Here is a 16,579-nt window from a genome sequence, read left to right as displayed (position 1 = left end):
TGACGTTTAGAAAGTCACGCGAGCACCCACGTAAACCTGACGGCCTGGCGGCTGATAAGGCAGTAAAGCCCCATCTGGCGTTTTACCGGCAACTGAGTTGAAGTATGTTTTATCAGTCAGGTTTTCCACCCTCATTGTAAGTGCAATCGGTTCAAGCAACTGGTAATTGGCACTCAGATTAAATACCGTATACGACGGCAGGTCGGTATCAAAGTAGCTGATCGACGGACGCTTATCGCGGTACTGCATAGCCAGTCTCACATCTAGTTTATCCCACTGCTTAGACAGGACATAGTTGAACGCTTTACCAGGACGGCGAGGTAAATCTTCACGCTTTTCCTGGTCTCTGGCATCCATTAAGGTCAGGTTAGCTGCATGTTCCAGACCCAATGCTGAGAATTGTGCACTCAGCTCAATGCCTTTCATCTGTGCACGACCCACATTGGCGGGAATATACTTGCTGGTTTGTGCATCAAATTCATTGCTGATCAGGTTATCGATACGATTGTCAAAAATGGCCACATCATAGCGCACATTGGCGGTATCTACCGTCACACCTACTTCATTATAAGTACCCTCTTCCGGTTTGATTTCGCTATTTGGTAAGTACCAGGGGCTGTCTTTGACAAACGCATTCGTCAGGCTGGGCGCGCGAAATGCGGTGCCATGGTTAACCCGAAAAGTAACGATATCCGACGCTCTGAAGCCAAGGTCAGCGGTATACGTATTTGCGCGACCATGGTGCTCATAATCATCACTGCGTGCGACGGCGTTCAGCAACCAGCGACCTTGATCGTAAAACGCGGCCGCAAACACAGCCGTGTTATCTCGCTCAGCAATCGAGAACTGAGCGCTCGATGAAGACAAATCTTCATTCAGACGGCTCACGCCCCCCATCAACTGCAGAGACTGCGTCATTTTATAACGGGCACGGTACTCAATTTCATCTCGCTTAGTGCTGTAAATGTCATTTGGCGGGGGTGGCGTACCGTCATCAGGCAATACAGACAGGAACTGTGTATTTTCCTCCTGTGCCAGACTAACAGACGCTTCCTGGCTCAACACATCCGATTGTTTCTGCCACACAAGTTTAGTGGTGTAATTATCAAACTCGTAAGCATCGTTGCCATAGGAGGAATCATAGTCTGCCTCCCCTTCGCTGCGCTGTGCATGCAAAGCAAGCTGCCCATACTGAGCCAGATCATAATTCAGTTTTACACCCATATTGGTGTTGTCATAGCCGTCACGATCATGCTCTTTGGTCCGAGGAAATGCCGGATCTTTGGCCGTCACGTCGTAACCATCTGTGGTTTCATAGCCAAAATGATAATTGACCGTCAGTTTATCTGCCTCAAACTGCCCAGCCAGTTGAGCGCCGCCATAGTTGCGGCTGCCAGAGCTCAATGCCAGCTGATGCCCTTTCTGTTCCCGGGTAATAATGTTGATCACCCCAGCAACCGCATCTGAACCATGAATAGCGGCACGCGCCCCCTTGAGGACTTCGACACGTTCAATACTGTTAACCGGAATATTGGTAAAAGACACGTCACCCGAGTTTGCATCACTAATACGCACGCCATCAACCAACACTAAAGTGTATTTAGTCGCCGCACCACGCACAAACACACTAGCTTTTTGGCCGTAACCACCACTGCGTACAACATCGATACCTGCGAGGTTGTTCAGCAATGTCGGCAGGTCACGTACGTTAGCTCGTTCGATTTCTGCACGCTCAACCACTGCCACAGACGTCAGCGTATCTACACTGGCTTGTTCGAACTTGTTCGCCGTAATCGTAATATGTTCAATGTCTTGTGCGCAAAGCGCAGAAAAAGGTAACACAGCCAGCAGAGCTGTGGTTAAAGCAGATTTTTTAAACATGAGTTCCCCTGATCCACGCCCACCGCGTGAACTACAACTATTGAGTGTGTTTCAGGGCCGGTTTCCGGACTTACCTGTAACCGCCGGAGGGACTGTCACAGGTTCACCGTTGCGGGGGCAGTGCTGGACTATTACCGACTCCATAGGCAGTCACCAGCTTCCCGATTATTCAGATCTTTGAGAGACTCCAGGCTCCTGATCTGACACCCTGAAAAGTTGGCGCTATTGTCGGAGATTTGAGAACAAAAATCAATGGACGTCTAGCATGCTAAAGTATTGGTAATATTTAGCATGCCAGATGTAAGAAGGTAAGCTGAGAGGTTAATCTCGGAAGTTTTTAAACTGGAAAGGCTGACCAAGTTCGGCACCGCGGATCAGCTGCATGGTTTCCTGCAGATCGTCACGCTTCTTGCCAGTAACACGCACGGTTTCACCCTGAATAGACGCCTGTACCTTAATCTTAGAATCTTTAATGGCCTTAACCACTTTCTTCGCCATCTCTTTGTCGATCCCCTGTTTCAGCATCACTTTACGTGACACATACTTACCCGACTTTTCAACGTCTTTCAGCTCAAAGCTGGCCACGTCCAGACCACGTTTTGCGGCTTTGCCTACCAGCATGTCGAATAATTGCATCACTTGCTGCTCAGATTCACTTTTTAACGTGATCACTTCGTCCTTCAGGTCAAACGACGCTTCTACACCACGAAAGTCAAAACGCGTGCTCAGTTCACGATCCGCGTTATCCACCGTGTTTCTCGCTTCAGTCATATCAATTTCAGACACAATGTCAAAAGAAGGCATATCTAGCTCCTGGATAATGTTTTTCCGGATTATAGCAACCCAAAGGCTGTGACGCGACCACACTCTCAGCGCTCGTTTTCAAATTTGGAACTGACAGTCCCTGCTTCATCCTATTTTCAGATTTCGATGATATACTGGCCTTTTAATCCCTGATGATTTGGAAGTATTTGTGGCACGCCGACTCTACCAATGCCTGTTATTACTCTCTCTGGCTGTATGCACGTTTCTGTTCGCTAAAGAAATTCAGGCCAGTCAAATTGTGAAATTCGCTCATGCAGATAAGGTGGCACACTTTGGCGTGTTTTTTGTCCTGGCGTTTTTCTCTCATCATGCGTTTCGTTTTCGGATCTGGTTTCACCTGATGCTTCTTACATTTTACGGAGCAGGGATCGAGTGGATGCAAGACTCCTTACCCTACCGACAAGCTTCGTGGGGGGACTTTATGGCTGATGTCGCAGGTGCCATAAGTTACTTTTTTGCTTACTGGGTTTATTGCCGTAAAACCGGAAAGCCCTATGTCTGAAGTATTCATTGTCGGCAAAGGGGCAGTCGGTTTATTACTGGCCGAGCGACTGGCAAAAACCCATTCCGTTACCCTGATCACAAGATCGCCAACACAAACCGTTTTTGCTCAACATGCCGAATGTACTCGTCCTCTCGCGGTCAAATGCCTGAGCTGGCAGGAGCTGGCAAAACGCAACATCCGCATTGCTTTGTGCATCGTGCCCGTCAAATCGTATCAACTCAGCGCGGCATTTACGACGCTCAAACCACACCTGAATCCGGATGCCAACGTTATTTTCAGTCATAACGGGATACAGGCACTTGAACCTGTTACCGCTGAATTATCAGCTCAGCAGGGGCTGTTTTTTCTGTCCACCAGTATGGGGGGCTGGAAACCTAACGCTAACACCGTCGCGTTCACCGGCCCGGGTTTAAGTGTCTTTGGTCCCTGTAATCCGGTGGCTCAACAGCGAGTTTCGTCGCTGTTTGATACGCTGATAAAGCCTCACTTTACCCCCGCACAATTGTCCGACGATATTCAGCTACTACGCTGGCAAAAGCTGTGTGTTAACCTGGCCATTAATCCGCTCAGTGCCCTGTCCGGACAGAAAAATGGTCGCCTGCGCGCGCCCTGTTATGCGTCGGAAATTTTGGGAGTGCTCAGTGAAGCGTGTGCCGTTGCCAACCACATTGGTGTGCCTCTGCAACTGCATGAAGAGCTACAACGGGCGTATCAGGTTATGACGCTCACTGCTGACAACTTTTCGTCCATGGCACAGGATGTGAAACACCAAAGACGTACTGAGGTAGACGCGATGTGTGGCTATATTGTTGAGCAGTCAAAGCAATATGGACTATCCGTGCCGCACAATATGACGTTATTAAACCGTGTGCGAGCGTTGCATCCGGCTGAGAACAAAGCAGAGTTGGGCTGAGCATCAACGCTTTGCTCAGCCACGGTAGAAGTGAGGGTTGTGCTATGGACGATAAACCCTGACGTTAGCAAAGCCATTTTCATGCAGGATCAAAGCTTGCAGCTGACTCATTACACCTTTACTGCAGTACAAGTAATAATCTTTGTCCTGAGGCAAATCACCAAACTTGGTCGCCAGACGGAAAAATGGCAGATGGATCACTTCAATACCATCCAATTCTAATGGTTCGGCATCTTCTTCTTCCGGTGAGCGGATATCCACCACGACAGCACCTGCCGGTAACTCGCTGACACTCTCAGCTTCTTTAACTTCTTCTTTCGCTTCGGCTTCAATCTCACGAATGTCTTTCACAACGGCATTTTCTACCACAGTGTCCAGCACATCAAAGTCAAACTTGCTTTCTTCGGCCTCGATTTTTTCCAGCTTGGCTTTTACTGTTGGCTTTTTCGAGATTACACCACAGTACTCCGGCATCGACTCAGCCATTTCACAAGTCCCAATCTGGCGCGCAATACGAATGATCTCTTCTTTATCATATTGGATAAGAGGACGTAAAATCAGTGTCTCGGTGACGCGATCAATCACATTCAGGTTTGCCAGTGTCTGACTGGACACCTGACCAATACACTCACCGGTGACCAAAGCCTGAATACCAAAACGCTCCGCCACAGCGGACCCCGCTCGCATCATCATGCGCTTTAGCACCACGCCCATCTGGCTGCTTTCAATGTTTTCCAGGATCTCGGCGACCACAGGCTCGAAGTCCACGGTAATAAAGCGTACTTTATGGGTTGAGCTGTATTGCTTCCACAGATAGTGGCTGACCTGTTTCACCCCAATCTCGTGCGCCGCCCCCCCTAAGTTAAAGAACAGGAAGTGGGTTCTCGCGCCTTTGCGGATCATCTGGTAACTTGCCACACCAGAGTCAAAGCCACCCGACATCAAAGACAGTACATCTTCCTGCGTTGGCAATGGGAAACCACCCATGCCCAGATGTTTAGTCGTTACGATATAAGCACGGTCGCCTTTTACCTCAATTTTAACCGTCACATCCGGTTTGCGCAGCTGCACGCGTGCACCCGGCACATGCTGGTTCAGACCGCCGCCAACATATCTTTCAACATCACTGGAGGTAAAGTCATGATCGCCCTGACGCTTAACTCGTACACAAAAGGTCTTGTTTTCGATCTGCGGGCCAACCAGAGGTAAGGCTTTTTGATAAATGTCGTCCAGGGTTTCAAAAGTGGTTTCCTGTACTTCCAGAAACTGAACAATGCCGGGGATACGACCAAGGCCACTGATGAAGGCTTTGCGGATTGCAGGGTCTTCACTCTGCGTCACCACCGTAATATTGTCCCAGTTGTTCTTTACCGTCACTTTTTCATCAAAGCGGCAAAGCACCAGTTTAATGTTTCGCTCGAGTACCATAGTAAAACGTTTGCGAACCGATTTACTTTTGATCACGATTTCGGGGTGCAGTTTGACGATAAATTTAAACATAGAAGTCACTCTTGGTTTGGACATGAATGCGCAATTGGCGCGCCGACAACGGGCGCGCGATTATAGCAGACTTATTAAAGACTAGGAAATATACAGAGGATAACCAGCTTTTTCTGGTGCGGGCTCAGGCAATACTGGGGAGTGCGGCATCTGCCATTGCCTGGTAGTGCTGTTGTAGTTGTTCGATTTTGTCCCGGCTGAGCGTAGTGGCGTAAGGTTTAAACAACATTAATACCTTCACAATGCCATTATAGATATCCTGTTGTTCTAACACGCCAGTCATTCTGCGCGCTTTCACATAGGGCGTCCAAAAGCTCACTACCATTTTTAGCATATGTGCTAACTCATTGGCATCGTCGTTACTGATGGCAATCACATCCACCTCGCGCAAACCCAGGACGACCGCTTTCACTTGCTCGAATAGCCGTGCCTGAAAGGCGATATAGTCTTTTTTCAGCACATCATCACGCGCCAGGATATCGTTCAGGTTGTCGTAGAAAAAGTGGTAACGCCACATCAGTTCAAACAACGAATCCAGATACTGAGTCAGCTGCTCAACCGGCTCGTCATGAGCTGCCAAGGGCTTAAAGTGGGTACTCAGGTGTTCACTGTACAAGGCAAAAATATTGCGAATAATGTCTTCTTTGTTTTTAAAGTGGTAATACAGATTACCAGGACTGATCCCCATGTTAGAAGCGATGTGATTAGTAGTGATTGTTCGCTCGCCATGTAAGTTAAATAAGGCGATACTGGTACGAATAATTTTTTCCTTGGTGTTCATATTCGGTTCTCTGATAACACGTAATTAATGAGGCAATAATGACCGTTCGGTTATAACGCACAGTGAAAATAGCACTAAATGGGAATAACATTAAATTTTCATTTTGAAATCAGACCAGTGATATTGTGCCGCAAGCTTGATAATATAAACCAAATTTGAATTGTTATGATCTAAACATGCAAGTTACCGCTTTATATCCGGGCACCTTTGATCCACTCACCAATGGACATGCCGACTTAATCAAACGCGCGGCCAAAATGTTCGATACTGTCATTTTAGCCATCGCACACAACCCCAACAAAAAACCCTGCTTTACTTTGGAAGAACGTGTCGCTTTGGCCAAAGAGGTCCTGGCGGCACATAACAATGTTCAAGTCATTGGCTTCACCGGGTTGCTGGTCGATTTGGCTAAACAACAACAGGCCAATGTGCTGATCCGTGGGATCCGGGCAGTTTCCGATTTTGATTATGAGTTTCAGCTGGCCAACATGAATCGCCGCCTGTTCCCTGAGCTGGAAAGCGTGTTTTTGACTCCATCCGAGAAAAACTCTTTTATTTCATCTACTTTAGTCAAAGAAGTGGCCTTACATCATGGTGATGTCAGTGAATTTGTCAGCCCACTGGTGGCCAAAGCCCTTGAGGAAAAGTTACACGGATGAAACTCAACTATTTAATACTCAGTAGTCTTGCACTGGCTTCAGCACAGGCCGTATCTTCCCCCTGGATTGATGCACAGCAAAGTCACCTCAAACACTCTATCGACCTGCTGGTCAGTGCAGGTGTGATTCAACGACCGGTCAATCAGTACCCGCTGATGTGGAATGGTCTGGTGGATGATCTCTCGGGTGTAGACAGCGAACAATTACCGGCAGACGCACAGTTTGCCCTGCAACATCTCAATCATGCATTGCGTCTGGCAAAACAAAGTAAAAACTCTGGCTTTTTGACTCATTACAGCGATGAACAGTCAATGCCAGCGGGATTTGGACGACAAACTCGTTCACGCAGCGGCGTGAGCAGTTATGGGCAAATCAAGGGAAGTAATGTCAGTGCGCGGGTACAGGTGAACTATGCGGACAATGCGCAGGATGGTAAGCAGGTTAACCATCATGGCAGTCACCTGGCTGTCTTGCTGGGGGACTGGGCAATCAGTGCCGAACGGCTAGATTACTGGTGGGGCCCGGGCAATGAAAATGCCCTGCTGCTGTCTAACAATGCCGCGCCCATGAAAGCGCTGCGCGTTAGCAGAGCAAATACCAATTACAGTGGGCCAAGCTTTTTGTCCTTTGTCGGTCCCTGGCAAATCACAGCCATTGCAGCCAAACAGCACCCCCGATTAGCGGTGGATGAAGAAAAAGATTTCTGGGGAGTCCGCGTGTCTGCTTACCCCTTACCCGGGCTTGAAATTGCGTATTCAACCACCGCCAGTGATTTTGTCTATCAGACTACCCCAGATGATGAGTCTGAAAATCAGCAGCGCCTGAGCAGTGTAGATTTCAAATACTCATCGCGCATAGCAGGGTTGCCTGTGGCCGTATATGGCGAGATGAGCGGAGACAATGACAGAGGTGTTTTACCAGAACATCGCTTGTTTACTATAGGTGCAGAAGCATTCTGGGGCACACAGGAATACCGTGTGAAGTCTTACCTTGAGTACAGTGATACTGAGACAGATTGCCAACCGCAGCAAGCCAGCTTCCAGTGTCATTTTGTGACAGCAGGTAAGGGGAGTGATTATTTTGAACGAGACCGCTGGCTGGGTGCTCACATGGGCCCCCAAGCCAAATCTGTCAGTCTGGGCGCTGATTATTACGGTGTAGGTGGCTATGGTGGTTATGCCAAATTGAAGCGGCTTGAATTTGGCGCGCTTGATGTAGACAGAGATTTATTGCAGGTAGGTTACCAGCAGGGACTGTTTAATGGTTTATTGAAAGTCGACCTAGCGTACTGGCGCGATAAAGGCGCGACTGACTCAAATAACGAAACATCCGCCTCAGTTAGCTGGGAATACCGCTTCTAAAATCCGCAAAAAGCGCCCGAACGGGCGCTTTAGCTAATAACAGTGGGTTCAGGCCACAAACTGGCAGGGAATACGCGCGGGCTCTGCAACCTGCAACATAAACTCCATTGCCACTTCATCACAATTGTTTTTACGCAAACACAGCTCACAGTCTTTCATTACTTTTTCAGGAAGGCTGTCCTTATTACACCCACTAAAGCCTTGTTTATCAAAAAAGCCTGGCACCCGAGTCAGTACAATAACGCGCTTCAGTGCCAGACGCCTGGCCTTATCCAGCAAATGCGATACCAGCAACTGCCCCTGGCCTTTCACCTGCACCGACGGGTCGACCCCGAGTGAACGGATCTCGGCCAGACCCGTGTCATAAATGTACAGCGATGCACAGCCGGTCACCTTGCCATCGACCTCGGTCACAGCAAACTCATTGATACTGTGGATCATATCGCTTTTGGCCCGGGGCAGGTTTTCACCTACCTTAGCCCAGTATTGGATCAGTCCGGCAATGGCTTCTACATCGTTTAACGTGGCATCACGAACCGTAATTTGCTGTTTTTTTTTCACTGCACTGATGGCTGCTGACACTTGCTGTAAAGAGGTTCCCCCTTTGGCGTTGCGTGCCGCAATACAGGCATCCAGTTGCAGTACCGGGTAGACATCCTGGTCGACCTGCGCACACACAGACTGAAATTGAGCCAGACTCAGATCTTCGAGGTTTTTACCCTCGCTCAACGCCAGTTGTACCAGCTGACCAACAATATGGTGCCCTTCACGGAACGGGATCCCTTTTGCCACAAGGTAATCTGCCAGCTCAGTAGCATTTGCATGTCCGCCCTGCGCTGCCTGTTTGCTCTTGTCGCCATTGACCTTAACACTTTCGATACAGGACTGTGCCATATGCAATGCTGCCAGCCAGGTTGGCATGGCATCGAATACGCCTTCTTTGTCTTCCTGCATATCTTTGTTGTAGGCCAGCGGCAGTGCTTTTAGCGTCATCATCATGGCGCTGAAGGCCCCAAACACACGGCCGATTTTACCCCGGATCAACTCCAGAGCATCGGGGTTTTTCTTTTGCGGCATCAAAGAGGAGCCAGATGTCACATTATCTCCCAGCTCAATAAAGCCTGCCTCGCCAGAGTTATAAAAAATCATGTCCTCGGCAAGTCGTGATAAATGCAACATAGAAATAGACGCACAACTGAGTAACTCCAGCACAAAATCTCTGTCAGATACCGCATCCAGACTATTGCGCGTGGCACAGCTAAACTCCAGCTCAGCAGCCAGCTGCTCTCTGTCGATATCATAGGCGGTACCAGCCAGTGCACCGCTGCCAAGCGGGCATTCGTTCAGGCGTGTTACGGCATCCTGAAGACGCGATGTATCACGCTCCAGCATTTCCACATACGCCATACACCAGTGACTAAATAACACAGGTTGTGCCCGTTGCAAGTGGGTATAGCCAGGTAAAACCGTACCAAGCTCCCGCTCTGCCAGCGCAACAAATGCCGCTTTTAACATGTCCAGTGCTTCAAGGATTTTGTAAGCGCTATCACGACACCATAAACGAAAATCGGTGGCCACCTGATCATTACGACTACGACCTGTGTGCAGCTTTTTGCCCAGATCGCCAACTTTGTCAATCAGACGCGCCTCAACGTAAGAGTGAATGTCTTCATACCCAGCCGTCGCTATGGCGTGCGGATCCGCATTGGCTTCTTCCAGTAACGCTTGCAACGCCGCGACCAGTTGAGCATGCTCATCGCCAGTCAGGACCTGAACCTGTTTGAGCGCGCCCGCCCAGGCAATCGAACCAACAATATCCTGCTCTGCCAGCTGATAGTCAAACGGTAAGGAATCGTTAAATTGTTTAAAGGCCGCATCCGGCCCAGACGAAAAGCGTCCACCCCACAGTGCCATGTTACTTTACTCCTCTGCTCACCGTTATTTAACCGACTTTTGCTTGTTCAGTGCCGCAATGCGACTCGACAACGAGAACAAGCGGATAAAGCCTTCGGCATGAGACTGGTCATACACATCGTCCTCACCGAAAGTCGCAAAATCTTCGCTGTACAGGCTGTTTTGCGAGCGCTTTTGTACCGCGCTGACCTGACCTTTATACAGCTTCAGAACCACCTCACCGGTGGCCACCTGAGCCAGTGACTGAGCCGCCGCCAGTAAAGAGTCTTTTAACGGTGTAAACCAACGCCCGTCATACACTAAGTGAGCAAACTCACTGGCCACCGTTTCTTTCCATTTACGACTGGCTTTGTCCAAAACCAACTCATCAATGGCCTGAAGCGCCGCCACCATAACCGTGCCTCCCGGGGTTTCGTAACAGCCCCGCGACTTCATACCCACCAGGCGGTTTTCGACAATATCAATACGGCCCACGCCATGTTTGGCGGCAATTTCGTTAAGCGTCAGCAAACATTGATAAGGTGTCAGAGGCTGGCCATTGACCGCCGTTACCTGACCGGCCTCAATCTGCACACTGACCAGTTCAGCCTCATTGGGTGCCTGCTCAGGCGAAGCCGTCCAGGTCCAGACCTGGTCGCTGGGCTGATTCCAGGGATCTTCCAGTTCGCCACCTTCATGAGAAATATGCCAGGCGTTGGCATCACGGCTGTAGATTTTGGTTGCGGATGCTGCACAGGGAATATTGCGCTCGGCCAGATAATCCAGCAACGACTCCCGACTAGATAGTGACCACTCACGCCATGGAGCGATCACCTCCAGATCAGGCGCAAGCGCGGCAAAGCAAGATTCAAAACGCACCTGATCATTGCCTTTGCCGGTACAACCATGAGACAGTGCATCCGCACCCACTTTGCGAGCGATCTCAACCTGTGCTTTGGCGATAATTGGCCGCGCCATGGAAGTGCCCAGCAGATAAGTGCCTTCGTATACCGCACCGCTTTGCAAAGTCGGGTAAATGTACTCACTGACCAGCTCGGCTTTCAAATCGACGATGTGACACTCACTGGCACCAGATGCAAGCGCTTTTTCTTCAACGCCCTGAAGCTCTTCATCCCCCTGGCCGACATCGGCCACAAACGCAACAACGTCGCAGCCGTAGTTTTCTTTTAACCAGGGCACAATGGCCGACGTATCCAGACCACCTGAGTATGCCAGAACGACTTTTTTGATATTTTTCATGATATTTTTACCTTAATTCTTGAATCTTATTGGCTCAGACGAGCTGCTTATTCATCAGCGCCAGTAACAGAGCATTTTGTGCATACATGCGGTTTTCTGCCTGTTGCAGGATCCGCGCTTTAGGACCGTCCATCACCTCTGAGGTGATCTCATAGCCCCGGTGCGCAGGCTGGCAATGCAGTACTGTACTGGCCCCGGTTTGTTCGAGTAGTGTTTGATTAAGCTGATACGGCATAAAGGTGGTTTTTGCCTGCTCCAGTGACGTGTCGCTGCCCATTGAGACCCAGGTATCTGTGTACAAAGCGTTGGCACCGACTGCGGCTTCAATGCGATCACTGATCATCACAGACGCGCCATTTACCGCAGCAATTTGCTCTGCCTGTTTTACTATTTGCGCATCAGGCGAATGTCCTTTGGGGCACACAGCGACAAAATCTGCCCCCAGCGTTGCCCCCAGCAGCAATAAAGATTGGCAAACATTGTTTCCCTCACCCAGATAAGCCAGTTTTATCTGGCTGACATCGCCAAATACTTCCTGCAAAGTCAGAAAGTCTGCAAGCGCCTGACATGGGTGGTATAAGTCACACAAGCTGTTCACCACCGGGATATCAGAATGCTCAGCCAGCACCTCAAGGGTGTGATGGGAAGAAACACGCGCCACCAATGCATCTGCCCAGGTAGCAATGTTCAGCGCAAAATCCTGCACGGATTCACGGCTGCCCATTGCGCCGTTTTGCTGATCCAGATAGACCGCATGGCCGCCAAGCTTGTTGATACCAATGTCGAACGACAAGCGGGTTCTGAGACTGGGTTTTTCGAATAAAGTGACCACAGATTTGCCCGCCAAAGCATGCGCAAATTCCTGTGGCTGCTGTTTGATATCGCTTGCCAGCGCAAGGAGTTTCAGAGCCTGGCTTTTATCAAATTCCAGACCGGTAATAAAGTGAGTCGACATAAGGCTTCCTAAGGTAAAATGTGAGTACCGACGTGCTGCCCGGCTATCAGGGCAACCAAGTTATCTGGCTTTTGCCAGCTGGAGATGTACACCCCACGTCGTAAATGTCGGGCAGCGTGAAGACTGGTCTTAACTTTGACCTCCATCCCGCCCACAATCACCTTCTGTGCTATCAGTTGTTCTATCTGTTCACTATTTAGCTGTGCTAGTGGTTGGCCAGCCCCGTCCAGTACCGCTTCTACATCGGTCATAAAGATCAGTTCGCCGCCCAGCTGATGTGCCAGCGCAGCCGCCGCTTCATCCGCGTTAACATTAAACAGCGCACCATCTGCCCCTATGCCAATTGAACTCACCAACGGCACTCTGCCGGTTGCCAGCAGCTCGGGGACCAAGCTGTCATGATGCGGCTCACAGGTACCAACTTGCCCCAACGCCTTAAGCTTTTGCGAAGTCATCAGGCCCGCTTCATATAAGCTGATCCCAACGGGATTTAAACCCGCCGTGATTGCCTGGGCCATTAACTGCTTGTTTGCACACCCGGCAAGCGCACCGACAATATACGGCATTTGCTCTTTGGGGCTGATCCGTAACCCCTGATGCTTAGCCGTGGCAAACCCGGCATCACTCAACCAGCTGTCTACCAAAGCACCACCACCGTGGACCACCACAAAGTCGTGCGTGCTGTCTTGTTGTGCTAATAAATGAAGTGCTTTGAATAAGTCATGGGCGGCGTGTTCTGAGTTAAGCACTGCGCCACCCAGTTTAATCACCCAGATTTTTTTATCTGTCATAAGTTACCCCATCAACCCTTGTTCATGCGGATACTGACTGGCCAGATTCATACACTGCAGTGCCTGTCCTGCCGCGCCTTTCAATAGATTATCTATGGCCACTGTGACAATCAGTTGCTGCCCCTGCTGCTGCCAGCCAATATCGATAAATGCACGGTTTGCCACCCCTTTGATCGAAGGCATGTTTGCACCTTTGAGGCGGATCAGCGGCTCGTCTGCCAGCACCTGATAGGCTTGTGCAACCTGATGCTCTGAAACGCCCGGCTTGAGTGAGACATAAATGGTTTCCAGAATACCCCGTGGGAAATTCCCCAAATGCGGAGTAAACAACACGGGGTGATCAAGGTAACGCTCAATTTCCGGAGTATGCCGATGGTTAAACAGGCCATAAGGCGCCAAAGATACTTCGCAAAAATGGGTAGTGAGGCTGGCTTTGCGGCCCGCACCGGTCACACCCGATACGGCATTGATGATAATGGTGCTGTCACTAAGTAAGTCAGCCTGCTTAAGCGGTTTAAGTGCGTTCAGCGCGGCGGTTGGATAACAGCCAGGCACTGCCACCAGCTGAGCTTCGCTCAGTGATTCGCCATACCATTCCACCAGGCCGTAACGCGCTTTGTCCAGCCATTGTGAGTAAGGGTGGCTGAAGCCATAGTATTGTTCATAATCGGTGCTGCTTTTGAGCCGGTAAGCCCCCGACAAATCGAAGACTTTTTTGCCCATTTTCAGAAAGGTTTGAGCCAGCTCGACGCTGACTTTATGGTCAGTACAAAGGCAGACATAGTCGACATCGCTGTCGGCTATGTCTGCAAACGTCTCATCCGTCAAAGGGAGCAGGGAGACATCAAGTAAACCTGTGTGTTCAGGATATAACTCACTCAGATATTTCCCTTTATCCAGGCTATTTGCTGATACATAACAGCCACTCAGTTTCAAACCCGGGTGACGGGCCACCAAACTGGCCAGCTCTGCGCCGCTATATCCGCTGGCGCCAACAATTGCTACGTTAAACATCGATAACTCTTATAAATTAGTAAACACAAAACCCATATATCTGCTATTGATGATGTTATCGTCGCATTGTTGCACCCTCTATATTTATGCTGAAAAAATGAATTGATATTCACCTTACATACATATAGATTTTTATGCAACAGGTTTGAATAAATATTTTTAGGATACTGCAATGTCATTACCCGACTTTAAAACTATGTACCGCGAGCTGATTGCCCGGCCCTCTATCAGTGCACTCGATCAGACGCTCAACCAAAGCAACCAGGCGGTCATTGAACTGCTTGCTCAGTGGTGTGAACAACTGGGTTTCAGTACCGAAATCACCGAGCTCCACGCCGCGCCGGGCAAGTTCAACTTACTCGCCAGGAAATGTCCGCCGGGCCAGGCAGACCAAACCGGTGGCCTGATGCTCGCCGGACACACAGACACTGTGCCCTTTGATGACAGCCGCTGGAACTTTGACCCCTTCACCCTCAGCGAACGGGACAATCGTCTGTATGGCTTAGGGAGCATTGATATGAAAGGCTTTTTTGCCTTTGTATTGAAAGCGCTGGAAGATCTTAAAGACATACCACAAAGCGCCCCGATCATGATCCTGGCCACCGCAGATGAGGAGATCACCATGGCAGGCGCGCAGGAGGTTGCACGCCACAGCAACCTGAAGCCAGAGCGCTGTATCATTGGTGAGCCGACCGACATGGTTCCTGTGTACACCCACAAGGGACATATGTCTTCGGCGATTCGGGTAACGGGTCGTTCGGGGCACAGTTCCGATCCGGATCGAGGCTTAAATGCTATCGAGATAATGCAGCAGGTGATGACCAATCTGTTACAGTTAAAAGAAGACTTAAAGAATAAATATTCACTTGAGGATTTTGCAATTCCTTACCCGACCTTGAATTTAGGTCATATTCACGGAGGCGACAATGCCAACCGAATTTGTGGCTGCTGCGAGCTGCATATTGACCTTCGTCCCCTGCCCGGACTCAGCATCGCGGAACTCCAGGCCTTGTTACTGCAGGCCGTTGCTCCGATCAATGCGCGTTACCCCAACAGCGTGTCAGTGATTGACTTGCACGACCCTATTCCCGCCTTTCATGGCACACGGGATTGCTCCTTAGTTAAACTGGCTGAAAAAATTTCAGGTCAACAGGCTGTGGCCGTGAATTATTGTACAGAAGCCCCCTTTTTACAGCAGCTTGGTTGCGAGACGATCGTAATGGGACCCGGCTCCATTGCGCAGGCCCATCAACCAGATGAGTATCTCGCGATGGAAAAAATCAAACCCAGCCAGCAGATCCTGACTGAGTTGATCAGGCAACAATGTTTTGCTTAGCGCAGTGTAATAACATGTAATTGCAAGACGCCCCCTCAGCAACTATACCTGAACAGATGTAACACATAATCGGTATCAGCCTGCCAGCATGCGATCCGTCTATCGCAGCTCAGAGCAGGCTTTTACCTGTTAAAGATGTGCCGTTGCTTTATGGCTGCGGTGCATTCTGGCCGTTCGGGGCCATCGACTGTCAGCATAGGACGCCGCAGTATCTGTCTACTGGCAAGGAAGGGGCAAAAGATGTGCAAACCACTCTGTCATACCAATTACCATGGCCTGTGCCATTGTATCTGTCGTGATCTAAGCCGCTACTTACACAGCATGCGGACCGTCGCTTGCTGTGCTGTTTTCCTTCCTCTGATGTGTGCCGCTCGTACATTTCTCTTATCACTTAATCAGGGGCAAACTTATGTACAGACTGACCGATTTTTATCGTCTCAGTGCCACTCTGACTGGCTACGATCTGGTCGAGTTACAAGGCACGGGCGTGGGTCCCACTTACTGCAAAACACTCAGTCAATGGGTTCGTCAGGACGTGATACAGGAACTTTATCACCGGGCTGAGGAGATTGGTTCACTCGAGTGTGATTCCAATCAGGCACAATTTTACGACCGAATCTGGAACTGCGCCAAACTTGGCCCGGTTGCCAGAAACATCATCAAGATGTGGTATCTCTCCATTTGGTATCAGCTGCCTGCCGACTGGAATGCCCTCTATGGGGTGGATGATTTCAGCTCCGATAAGAAGCCTGTTGAAGACTATGTCATCTCCAGCAATGCCTATATCCAGGGCCTGGTTTGGAATGCCCTGGGCAGTCACCCCATGGGAGCAAAACAACCTGGGTATGGCACCTGGGCCTTTCCCGGCCAATCAGCGAAACCTCTTAATCTGGATTAGGAAAGCA

The 16,579-nt window shown here is 49.7% G+C and carries 15 protein-coding genes and 1 riboswitch; of the genes, 6 read left to right on the top strand and 9 right to left on the bottom strand.

The window, feature by feature from the left end; all coding sequences use genetic code 11:
- Positions 1–6 precede the first annotated feature (6 nt).
- A complete protein-coding gene (locus tag NH568_RS13635; RefSeq protein WP_253048147.1) occupies positions 7–1,881 on the bottom strand; it encodes a TonB-dependent receptor in 1,875 nt (624 codons plus the stop codon).
- Positions 1,882–1,918: 37 nt separating this feature from the next.
- Positions 1,919–2,107: riboswitch (cobalamin riboswitch) on the bottom strand.
- Between the two features lie 95 nt (positions 2,108–2,202).
- The gene (locus NH568_RS13630; protein ID WP_253048145.1) at positions 2,203–2,685 is read right to left on the bottom strand and encodes a YajQ family cyclic di-GMP-binding protein; all 483 of its coding nucleotides are present in this window, start codon (positions 2,683–2,685) and stop codon (positions 2,203–2,205) included.
- Positions 2,686–2,854: 169 nt separating this feature from the next.
- Between NH568_RS13630 and NH568_RS13625 the strand changes: the two genes are divergently transcribed.
- Positions 2,855–3,208, top strand: coding sequence for a VanZ family protein (locus tag NH568_RS13625; protein WP_253048143.1), 354 nt, complete (start codon positions 2,855–2,857; stop codon positions 3,206–3,208).
- A complete protein-coding gene (locus tag NH568_RS13620; RefSeq protein ID WP_253048141.1) occupies positions 3,201–4,124 on the top strand; it encodes a 2-dehydropantoate 2-reductase in 924 nt (307 codons plus the stop codon). The genes NH568_RS13625 and NH568_RS13620 overlap by 8 nt, the downstream gene beginning before the upstream one ends.
- A gap of 42 nt (positions 4,125–4,166) precedes the next feature.
- Here the strand turns inward: NH568_RS13620 and thiI are convergent, their stop codons facing one another.
- Both thiI and NH568_RS13610 read right to left on the bottom strand, forming a co-directional pair.
- Positions 4,167–5,624 carry a tRNA uracil 4-sulfurtransferase ThiI gene (gene thiI / locus NH568_RS13615; RefSeq protein ID WP_253048139.1) on the bottom strand — a complete coding sequence of 486 codons (1,458 nt, stop codon included), beginning with the start codon at positions 5,622–5,624 and terminating at the stop codon, positions 4,167–4,169.
- A 124-nt stretch (positions 5,625–5,748) separates the two neighbouring features.
- Positions 5,749–6,405, bottom strand: a complete 657-nt coding sequence (locus tag NH568_RS13610; protein ID WP_138544597.1) for a TetR/AcrR family transcriptional regulator — start codon at positions 6,403–6,405, stop codon at positions 5,749–5,751.
- Positions 6,406–6,581: 176 nt separating this feature from the next.
- Between NH568_RS13610 and coaD the strand changes: the two genes are divergently transcribed.
- Positions 6,582–7,064, top strand: coding sequence for a pantetheine-phosphate adenylyltransferase (gene coaD, locus NH568_RS13605; protein ID WP_253048137.1), 483 nt, complete (start codon positions 6,582–6,584; stop codon positions 7,062–7,064).
- Positions 7,061–8,425, top strand: coding sequence for a capsule assembly Wzi family protein (locus tag NH568_RS13600; RefSeq protein WP_253048135.1), 1,365 nt, complete (start codon positions 7,061–7,063; stop codon positions 8,423–8,425). Before coaD ends, NH568_RS13600 begins: the two co-directional genes overlap by 4 nt.
- A 48-nt stretch (positions 8,426–8,473) precedes the next feature.
- On the opposite strand, the gene argH is transcribed toward NH568_RS13600, so the two are convergent.
- The 5 genes from argH to argC are packed head-to-tail and all read right to left on the bottom strand — an operon-like array spanning position 8,474 to position 14,338.
- On the bottom strand, positions 8,474–10,339 hold the full coding sequence (argH, locus tag NH568_RS13595) for an argininosuccinate lyase (protein WP_253048133.1): 1,866 nt from the start codon (positions 10,337–10,339) through the stop codon (positions 8,474–8,476).
- Between the two features lie 24 nt (positions 10,340–10,363).
- Positions 10,364–11,578 (bottom strand): argininosuccinate synthase, encoded by a 1,215-nt coding sequence (locus tag NH568_RS13590; protein ID WP_253048131.1) that lies wholly within the window; start codon positions 11,576–11,578, stop codon positions 10,364–10,366.
- Between the two features lie 34 nt (positions 11,579–11,612).
- Positions 11,613–12,533 (bottom strand): ornithine carbamoyltransferase, encoded by a 921-nt coding sequence (locus NH568_RS13585; RefSeq protein ID WP_253048129.1) that lies wholly within the window; start codon positions 12,531–12,533, stop codon positions 11,613–11,615.
- Between the two features lie 8 nt (positions 12,534–12,541).
- A complete protein-coding gene (argB, locus tag NH568_RS13580; RefSeq protein ID WP_253048127.1) occupies positions 12,542–13,324 on the bottom strand; it encodes an acetylglutamate kinase in 783 nt (260 codons plus the stop codon).
- A gap of 3 nt (positions 13,325–13,327) precedes the next feature.
- Complete coding sequence (argC, locus tag NH568_RS13575; RefSeq protein ID WP_253048126.1) at positions 13,328–14,338, bottom strand: N-acetyl-gamma-glutamyl-phosphate reductase; 1,011 nt, start codon at positions 14,336–14,338, stop codon at positions 13,328–13,330.
- A gap of 172 nt (positions 14,339–14,510) precedes the next feature.
- Here argC and argE point away from each other — a divergent pair, with 172 nt between their 5' ends.
- Complete coding sequence (argE, locus tag NH568_RS13570) at positions 14,511–15,674, top strand: acetylornithine deacetylase (protein WP_253048125.1); 1,164 nt, start codon at positions 14,511–14,513, stop codon at positions 15,672–15,674.
- A 409-nt stretch (positions 15,675–16,083) separates the two neighbouring features.
- Complete coding sequence (locus NH568_RS13565) at positions 16,084–16,572, top strand: hypothetical protein (RefSeq protein ID WP_253048124.1); 489 nt, start codon at positions 16,084–16,086, stop codon at positions 16,570–16,572.
- Positions 16,573–16,579 lie beyond the last annotated feature (7 nt).

The organism is Pseudoalteromonas sp. XMcav2-N, assembly GCF_024124545.1.
GTDB lineage: Bacteria > Pseudomonadota > Gammaproteobacteria > Enterobacterales > Alteromonadaceae > Pseudoalteromonas.
Note: the sequence above shows the minus strand (reverse complement) of the source record. Positions and strands in the feature narration are given on the sequence as shown.

Excerpts from the sequence above, each read along its gene's own strand:
- NH568_RS13635 (WP_253048147.1), bottom strand. The coding sequence starts at position 1,881 with ATGTTTAAAAAATCTGCTTTAACCACAGCTCTGCTGGCTGTGTTACCT.
- NH568_RS13630 (WP_253048145.1), bottom strand. The coding sequence starts at position 2,685 with ATGCCTTCTTTTGACATTGTGTCTGAAATTGATATGACTGAAGCGAGA.
- NH568_RS13620 (WP_253048141.1), top strand. The coding sequence starts at position 3,201 with ATGTCTGAAGTATTCATTGTCGGCAAAGGGGCAGTCGGTTTATTACTG.
- thiI (WP_253048139.1), bottom strand. The coding sequence starts at position 5,624 with ATGTTTAAATTTATCGTCAAACTGCACCCCGAAATCGTGATCAAAAGT.
- NH568_RS13610 (WP_138544597.1), bottom strand. The coding sequence starts at position 6,405 with ATGAACACCAAGGAAAAAATTATTCGTACCAGTATCGCCTTATTTAAC.
- coaD (WP_253048137.1), top strand. The coding sequence starts at position 6,582 with ATGCAAGTTACCGCTTTATATCCGGGCACCTTTGATCCACTCACCAAT.
- NH568_RS13600 (WP_253048135.1), top strand. The coding sequence starts at position 7,061 with ATGAAACTCAACTATTTAATACTCAGTAGTCTTGCACTGGCTTCAGCA.
- argH (WP_253048133.1), bottom strand. The coding sequence starts at position 10,339 with ATGGCACTGTGGGGTGGACGCTTTTCGTCTGGGCCGGATGCGGCCTTT.
- NH568_RS13590 (WP_253048131.1), bottom strand. The coding sequence starts at position 11,578 with ATGAAAAATATCAAAAAAGTCGTTCTGGCATACTCAGGTGGTCTGGAT.
- NH568_RS13585 (WP_253048129.1), bottom strand. The coding sequence starts at position 12,533 with ATGTCGACTCACTTTATTACCGGTCTGGAATTTGATAAAAGCCAGGCT.
- argB (WP_253048127.1), bottom strand. The coding sequence starts at position 13,324 with ATGACAGATAAAAAAATCTGGGTGATTAAACTGGGTGGCGCAGTGCTT.
- argC (WP_253048126.1), bottom strand. The coding sequence starts at position 14,338 with ATGTTTAACGTAGCAATTGTTGGCGCCAGCGGATATAGCGGCGCAGAG.
- argE (WP_253048125.1), top strand. The coding sequence starts at position 14,511 with ATGTCATTACCCGACTTTAAAACTATGTACCGCGAGCTGATTGCCCGG.
- NH568_RS13565 (WP_253048124.1), top strand. The coding sequence starts at position 16,084 with ATGTACAGACTGACCGATTTTTATCGTCTCAGTGCCACTCTGACTGGC.